Consider the following 7467-nt stretch of genomic DNA (forward strand, 5'->3'; position numbering starts at 1 on the left):
CTCCTTTATCGTTTTGTGAAATAAGACAATCCCATGAGCCGTTCTACTATAAACATGAAGAAAGCGGTTATGAACATGAGCAATACGGAAATGGCCGAAATGGTGGGATCGAAGTAGTTCTCCACATACGTCAGCATCTGAATCGGAAACGTACTTACCCCAGGGCCTGTCATATAAACTGAAATGTCTACATTATTGAAGGATTCCAAGAAGGCGATCATGACTGCCGCCAGAATTCCTGATTTTATATTCGGGAGGACGACTGTAAAGAATGTGCCCAATTTACTCGCTCCGAGACTCTCGGCCGCTTCTTCAATGGAAAAGTCAAAGTTTGATAAGCTTGAAGAAATCACACGGATGATGAAAGGCAGCATGATAACAGTATGTCCCACAAACAGGGCCGCATATATCGGAAGCTGATAAGTCCCCACAATGTAACGTAAAAATGCAAAGCCCAGCACAATTCCCGGTATTAATATTGGCGAAACGAAAAAGGCATTTATCACGCTTTTCCCTTTGAAATCAAACCGGCTTAATGCATAGGCAGCCGGCACTCCCAGTAACAGTGCCAAAAGGTTGCCACCCAGTGAAACAAGGATGGACGTTTTAAAAGCGACCAAAAACATGTCCACATTAAAAATATTTTCGTACCATCTGAAAGAAAACTCTTCTGGCGGGAACTTTAAAATATTTCCGCCTTCAAATGACGTAACGGATATGATAAGCAAAGGCCCTAGTAAAAAAAGGAACACCAGGAATGTAAACAGGGCCAATCCTCGATTTTTTTCCTGCATACACCTCTACCCCTTTGGATTTAATTTTTTTGCCAAACCATTCATGATCGATATGATCAGAACAGTCACGGCAATCATTATCGTAGCGACTATCGATGCCACTTGCCATTCGTTCAATGTAATCGCGTTTTGATAAAGAAAGGTCGAAATGACCCGCTGTTTCCCGCCTAATAAAGCAGGCGTAGTATAAGCCGTGAAGCTCCCTACGAAAACAAGGATGCTGCCAATGACCAAACCTGGAACCGAAAGCGGAATGATCACTTTTGAGAATACGGCCAATCTTGATGCTCCAAGGCTTTCCGCCGCTTTTAATAAGTCCGTCTCGATGTTCTCCATCACACCAACCAGCGTCACGATGATCAATGGCAGGAATAAATGGACCAATCCGATGATGATGGCAGTGGGCGTGTACAATATATCAAGCGGCTTCTCAATCAAGCCCATGCCCATCAGCAATTTATTCACGACACCGTTTTTACCGATGATCACCATCCAGCTGAATGAGCGGACAACAGGGCTTGTTAATAGCGGGAAGATCGTCAGCAAAAGCATGATGGCTTTTTTTCGTTGTTTCAGTTTTGAAATATAATAAGCTGCTGGAAATCCCAATAGAATGCAAATGATTGTCGTGAACAGACTCACCCTAAGTGTCGTCAGCAGAATTTCAATAAAGTATCGGTCTTGGAAAAAATCAAGATATCCTTGTACGGAAAAACCGCCGCCTTCATGAAAAAAGGTCGTGCCAATCGTCATTAGGATCGGAATGATCATGAAAATCGTTAAAAATAGTACGCCTGGTAACAGCAACAGGTATAGATAGCGTTTCTTCACCTCGGAACCCCCTGTTCGTATTATTTATGAATTGATTATGCGAATGAACAGGTCGAAAAAGGCTTCCGCATCGACGTCCAGACAAACTTGCGCATTCGGCTGCTTCATCAGCCTATTTTGAAAGTCGCAAACCATCTGTCCGTCACAAAGCTCGCTTTTTGTTTCAACATCCACATAATATTCTTCTCTGGTGACAAGATCTTCTTGCAAAGCGATGGCTACAGCTAATGGATCATGCATCGCACATGCCCATATGCCGTTACGTTCAAAATACCTTTTCCGGTAATCTGATGTACTTTGCCTTATATAGTCAGCAAGTTCATCGTTTTGAATCAATTGGATATGCTCTTCACCCAATAGAACCTTTCTCGTGACATCAAGACCAACTTGCGTGATGGATGCGAATCCCGCCTGTAATACGATTTTGGCTGCTTCAGGATCGACATACGTGTTATATTCAGAGGTCGGCGTGACATTGCCAACCCCTTTGATCACTCCGCCCATGAAAATGACTTCTTTAACGAGCTTGGTGATTTGCGGACATTTTTTCACCGCCAATGCCAAATTCGTAAGAGGTCCCGTCATGACCAGCGTCACTTCACCAGGAAAATTCAAAATGGAATTGATGATGAAATCAGAAGCAAATCCATCATCAGGCCGCTTTTTGACTGGCACATCCTTCAAGGCTCCGCCAATCCCGTCTTCGCCATGAATCCGGTGTTCAAAAAAGGGGCTCCTGATAATTGGGCTATCTGCCCCCTTTATGACTGAAATGTCCTGTTCATCCAATAAATCCAATATTTTGCATGTATTCAATGTGGCCGTATCAAGTGATACATTCCCGTTCACTGTTGTGACCGCCAATATGTCGAATTGACGGCTTTTAACAGCAAGAATGATCCCGATCGCATCATCTATTCCAGTATCCACATCAAGAATCATTTTTTTCTTCATCAAGCACACCTCGTTTCTTTCTTAGTGTGTAAGCTCACGATTCCAACGATCGATCCATTGTTTCGAGTTTTCATTAACAAACTTCATGTCCAATACACGTAGGCTGTCAATGACGTCATCTCCATAGGTTAAGCCTTTCGCTTCCGTTTCAGAGAGCTTGACTTCGGTATTGACAGGAGAATCCACTTTCGCTTTCGCTGATTTTTCCTGAACTTCCTTGCTTAAAATATAATTCATGAATTCGCCGGCCAATTCTTTTTGATCGCTGGCTTTAACAATATTCACTGTATTCATCACGGCGTAGCCGCCTTCTTGAGGGGAAATGAACTTAGCATTGGGAACGGCTTCCTGTAAATCGCCAAAATACATTTCCATGATCGGGCCTGCAGCGATTTCCCCTTGCGAGAACATGTTGACGAACTCTGATGTTTGCCCATATTCCTTCACCGCATTCGGCATGATCTTTTTCATTTGATCGAAGGCTTTATCCTCATTGAACTCTTCACTTCCGCTAACTTTTGAAGCGGCATCCAAAAACATCGGTCCAGTTGTCGAAGTGATGGATGGGATCGTGATCTTCCCTGCCATATCCTTGCTCCAAAGATCCTTCCAAGAGGTGATTCGTTTACTCAATTCATCGGGATTATAGGCAATCCCAAATTGTGCAATGGTATAGGCTGGTCCATACTCAGCACCATTCGGCGCTTTTGCTTTATCGTATATATTACCAATATTCGGAATTTTGCTATGGTCAACTTTCTCAAATAACCCTTCATCAATTCCCTGCTGTGCATAGTAGTCGGATAAATAGATAACATCCACATCGCTATTCGCTTGGCGCACTTTGTTCAATCGATCTGCATTATTTCCTGAGTCAACGACAATCTCAACATTATGCTTCTTTTCAAATGGCTCATAGACTTCAGGACGGAAGAAATCATCGGCGAATCCCCAAGTGGAAACGACCAATTTAGTTGGTTTTTCCTTTCCATTGTCCTTTGAAGAGCATGCAGCTAAAACTAATGTGAACAGTGATAACATCATCAATATTTTTTTCATCATCCAAACCTCCAAGTTCATATTGTTTAAAATTTCCTTTTTACTGATTTACATGTAAAAAAAGACAATCTTAAATAGAATTGAAATTCTACCCAAGATTGTCTTTTCTCTGTAAACAAAGATAAAACTTATCATATGGTTCTCTAGCGGCGTCCCCTCCAGATAAATCCGAAGGGAAATCCATTTATATGATTATATATTTTTTTCCTTCAATACTATATTGGTGAATGCCAGCTGCGTCGCTGAGTCATAATCCCTCAGGACAGCTTCGATATCCCAATTCGTTTGCGTTTCCAGCTTTTGTTTCAGTTTCTTTTTATAAAGCAGGGACATATGGAAGTCAACCTCCTGCTTCAGGCTGGGAACTTCCCCTTCTAAAGCTTCAGAACGCGGGGCACGTCGATGTTTGGCTTGAAATGTAATCACATTCTGCTCAACAGTAACCTTCAGCAGCGTAGTACCAAAGCCGAACAATTCCTTCGATACCTCATTATACATATGAGAAAGCAATTTCTTCGTTTCGTTAGCGTTTATCGGTAAGATGACTATCACCTGCCAAACTATCGTTTGAGGTAATTATATATACTTTTTCTTGATTGCACAAGATAATATTCGGATTTTGGATAAAAAAAATGTTTTTTCTTATTAAATAGTACGTTTACTCACCAATACACGAATTATAAAAATAAGCAATAAAGATTTCAATATATTCATATAACTTTATATTCAATCCAGCACCTTCTATTAATGAAAACTTTTTCAGAGAAATAAGCACAAGATTGAAAACAGTTGATATAACCTTGCATCGCATTGAAAACGCTCTCAAAGGGATTTAATATAGCTAGTATAGAGCGATAAAAAATAAAGAGTATCAAAGGCTCGTTAAATGAGGGAGGAATCATTATGAAGAAAGCTTTCGAGAAAGCGCAGCAGTTCGGTAAATCCTTTATGCTCCCGATTGCCGTTTTGCCAGCGGCCGGTTTATTGCTGGGAATTGGCGGTGCTCTTTCTAATCCAAATACAGTTGAGGCTTACCCATTTTTAGACTTTGCTTGGCTGCAGGCCATTTTCACGATCATGAGTTCTGCAGGAAGCATCGTATTCGGCAACTTGCCGGTTATTTTTGCCGTAGGTGTTGCAGTAGGATTGGCACGTTCGGATAAAGGTACCGCTGCACTGGCTGCCATGATTGGCTATTTCGTCATGAACAGTTCAATAAATGCACTGCTTCAAATAACCGGGGAACTTGCCAAAGACAATTTGGCAGGTGCCGGACAAGGAATGGCGGTCGGGATCCAGACACTGGAGACCGGTGTGTTCGGCGGTATCGTAGTAGGGATCGTTGCCGCACTTTTGCACAATAAATATAATAAAATTCAGCTTCCGCAAGTGTTAGGGTTTTTCGGGGGTTCCCGTTTCATTCCCATCATCGTTTCCTTCGCGTCCATCTTGGTTGGAGCCGTGCTTTTTATCGTATGGCCTTATTTCCAACTTTTCATAAACCAATTAGGTGCGCTGGTAACGAGCACAGGTACGATCGGGACTTTCTTTTACGGATTCATATTACGGATGCTCGGGCCGTTAGGGCTGCACCATATTTTCTACCTTCCCTTCTGGCAAACAGCTTTAGGCGGAACGATGGAGATTAAAGGGCAGCTTGTCAGCGGGACCCAGAACATCTTCTTTGCACAATTGGCCGACCCGACTACCGTCAAGTATTATGAGGGTGTTTCCCGGTTCATGTCGGGGCGGTTCATCACGATGATGTTCGGTCTGCCTGGCGCGGCATTGGCCATATACCATTGCGCTAAACCTAAAAATAAGAAAGTCGTGGCCGGTTTGAAATGAAGTGGAAGAATTCTTGGGCCATTGAGAATATAGACAACGATAAGGACGTGTTAAACATGCAACAGGTGCTGGATAAAATTCACAAGGGCTTAATTGTATCATGTCAAGCATTGGAGAATGAGCCGCTGCACAGCTCTTTTATTATGGGACGCATGGCCATTGCTGCCAAAGAAGGCGGTGCGAAGTGCATTCGCGCAAACTCTGTAGCTGACATAATGGAAATCAAGAAAAATGTGGACCTTCCAGTCATAGGGATCATTAAACAGGTGTATGGACAAAACGATGTCTATATCACTCCCACCATGGCCGAAATTGATGCATTGATGGAAACCAAAGCGGAAATCATTGCGACGGATGCTACAGCCCGGGTAAGACCGGACGGTAAAACGCTAAAGCAGTTTTATGGTGAAATAAGGGCAAAATATCCGGATGTCCTGCTAATGGCGGATGTATCCACCATTGAGGAAGCCAAATACGCTGACGATTTAGGATTCGATATTGTGGCGCCCACTTTATACGGCTATACGAACGAAACTCTCGGCGAGAAAATATATCAGGATGACTATGCTGTACTCAAAGAAATAGTAAAAGCAGTGAAAAAAGCGAAAGTGATCGCTGAAGGAAATGTCATCACACCAGAAATCGCCCGCTCTGTATTGGATATGAACGTCCATGCAGTAGTGGTGGGCGGTGCCATTACCAGGCCGCAGCAAATCACCAAAAGATTCGTGGACGCCATCCAAGAATAGAAAATGGCATAGTAATGAAAAGACCCAGACTGGCAACGGTTTGGGTCTTTTCTTTTTCATATTCCTGTTTCCGTTCCCTCCGGTTATTGACGTCCCTACTGGATACATTAAACTATAAATACAGATAAGAAATCCGAAACGGGTGATCAAATGGAATACCTAGCAGAAAACCTCATATATGGCATAGAATGCAGCATGGACAAGTTCACCAAAACAGAGGAAGAATTGGCCCATTATATTCTGCAGCGCCCTGAAGAAGTAAGTCAGTTAACGATCAGTCAAATAGCTAAAAAGCTCCATATTTCACCTGCAACCATTACGCGTTTCTGCCAGAAATTAGCCTTTTCTGGTTTTAATGAGTTCAGGCATGAGTTAAAAAGGTTCGTCGACCTCCGAAATACGCCGAAAAACATGAAGAACATCAAGCAGGTGGATTATTTCGCTAAACTGTATCAAGATCACTTAGGTATCATTGATAATACCTTTCATATAACGACATATGACAATATCCAAAAAGCTGTCTCTTTCCTTACAAAGGCAAATAAGATTCATGTATATGGAATAGGGAGTTCTGGTATAGCGGCCCAGGAATTCAAGTCCAAGTTCTTTCGTATCGGCTTAACTGTCGAAGCCATTACAGACCCCCATCAGTCCATGATGGATGCAGCTTTAAGTAACGAGAATAGTGTTGTCATCGGCATTTCCATTTCAGGAACGACGAAAGAAGTGATTTCTGCAGTTAAAATCGCAAAGAAGCAAGGCGCATGCATCTTGGTCTTTACTGGAGATAAGAATTCCGCGCTCTCCCAGCTTGGCGATCTAACACTATTGGTCACAAGCAAAAACAGCATGCATATGGGACAAAACATTTCTCCATTGCTTCCACTCCTATTGCTTTTTGATTTATTATATACAGAGTTGGTAGCTAAAGATTATAAAAACCGGATAAGCATCAGGGAAAAGACATTAAAGGTATTAACCGAGAACGACTGACTTTCGGCATCTGAATGTTATCAGTTTGCTCGTTTAGCTGAACCTGTTCGATAGTCCTTTTCGTTATTCTTCATAAAAAAACTGCATCTCCGAGTGATCTGACCCAATAAAGTTAGACATATAATTTAAGCAGCTTCTAAGACCTGAGTTCGGTATTCTATCGGACTCAGGTCTTTTAATTTTACCTTCATTCGTTTGTGGTTATAGTAATGAATATAATCATCTAATTCCTTTTCAAA

Annotated in this window: 8 protein-coding genes and 1 pseudogene; 3 read left to right on the forward strand and 6 right to left on the reverse strand. The window is 42.2% G+C overall.

Going from position 1 to position 7467, the window contains the following annotated elements; all coding sequences use genetic code 11:
- Positions 1-5 precede the first annotated feature (5 nt).
- From AC1DIV_RS20860 to AC1DIV_RS20880, 5 genes are all read right to left on the reverse strand, one after another.
- Positions 6-794, reverse strand: a complete 789-nt coding sequence (locus AC1DIV_RS20860; RefSeq protein ID WP_048687496.1) for an ABC transporter permease — start codon at positions 792-794, stop codon at positions 6-8.
- Between the two features lie 6 nt (positions 795-800).
- On the reverse strand, positions 801-1625 hold the full coding sequence (locus AC1DIV_RS20865) for an ABC transporter permease (RefSeq protein WP_096340021.1): 825 nt from the start codon (positions 1623-1625) through the stop codon (positions 801-803).
- A 24-nt stretch (positions 1626-1649) separates the two neighbouring features.
- Complete coding sequence (locus AC1DIV_RS20870) at positions 1650-2579, reverse strand: nucleoside hydrolase (protein ID WP_477577330.1); 930 nt, start codon at positions 2577-2579, stop codon at positions 1650-1652.
- Positions 2580-2600: 21 nt separating this feature from the next.
- Positions 2601-3638, reverse strand: a complete 1038-nt coding sequence (locus AC1DIV_RS20875; protein WP_340878583.1) for an ABC transporter substrate-binding protein — start codon at positions 3636-3638, stop codon at positions 2601-2603.
- Between the two features lie 192 nt (positions 3639-3830).
- Complete coding sequence (locus AC1DIV_RS20880; RefSeq protein ID WP_105718871.1) at positions 3831-4181, reverse strand: DUF2294 domain-containing protein; 351 nt, start codon at positions 4179-4181, stop codon at positions 3831-3833.
- A 360-nt stretch (positions 4182-4541) separates the two neighbouring features.
- Between AC1DIV_RS20880 and AC1DIV_RS20885 the strand changes: the two are divergent.
- The 3 genes and pseudogenes from AC1DIV_RS20885 to AC1DIV_RS20895 form a co-directional block, all read left to right on the forward strand.
- Positions 4542-5480: pseudogene (locus tag AC1DIV_RS20885) on the forward strand (PTS transporter subunit EIIC); the annotation flags it as partial.
- A gap of 62 nt (positions 5481-5542) precedes the next feature.
- Entirely contained in the window at positions 5543-6235 is a 693-nt protein-coding gene (locus tag AC1DIV_RS20890; RefSeq protein ID WP_098186299.1) for an N-acetylmannosamine-6-phosphate 2-epimerase, read from the forward strand.
- Positions 6236-6385: 150 nt separating this feature from the next.
- Entirely contained in the window at positions 6386-7228 is an 843-nt protein-coding gene (locus AC1DIV_RS20895; protein ID WP_106026321.1) for a MurR/RpiR family transcriptional regulator, read from the forward strand.
- Positions 7229-7353: 125 nt separating this feature from the next.
- Here the strand turns inward: AC1DIV_RS20895 and AC1DIV_RS20900 are convergent.
- A partial coding sequence (locus tag AC1DIV_RS20900; RefSeq protein WP_477576969.1) for an IS3 family transposase occupies positions 7354-7467 on the reverse strand: 114 nt, incomplete at its 5' end.

Source organism: Peribacillus sp. 05N428, assembly GCF_056397085.1.

Excerpts from the sequence above, each read along its gene's own strand:
- AC1DIV_RS20875 (WP_340878583.1), bottom strand. The coding sequence starts at position 3,638 with ATGAAAAAAATATTGATGATGTTATCACTGTTCACATTAGTTTTAGCT.
- AC1DIV_RS20860 (WP_048687496.1), bottom strand. The coding sequence starts at position 794 with ATGCAGGAAAAAAATCGAGGATTGGCCCTGTTTACATTCCTGGTGTTC.
- AC1DIV_RS20890 (WP_098186299.1), top strand. The coding sequence starts at position 5,543 with ATGCAACAGGTGCTGGATAAAATTCACAAGGGCTTAATTGTATCATGT.
- AC1DIV_RS20870 (WP_477577330.1), bottom strand. The coding sequence starts at position 2,579 with ATGAAGAAAAAAATGATTCTTGATGTGGATACTGGAATAGATGATGCG.
- AC1DIV_RS20895 (WP_106026321.1), top strand. The coding sequence starts at position 6,386 with ATGGAATACCTAGCAGAAAACCTCATATATGGCATAGAATGCAGCATG.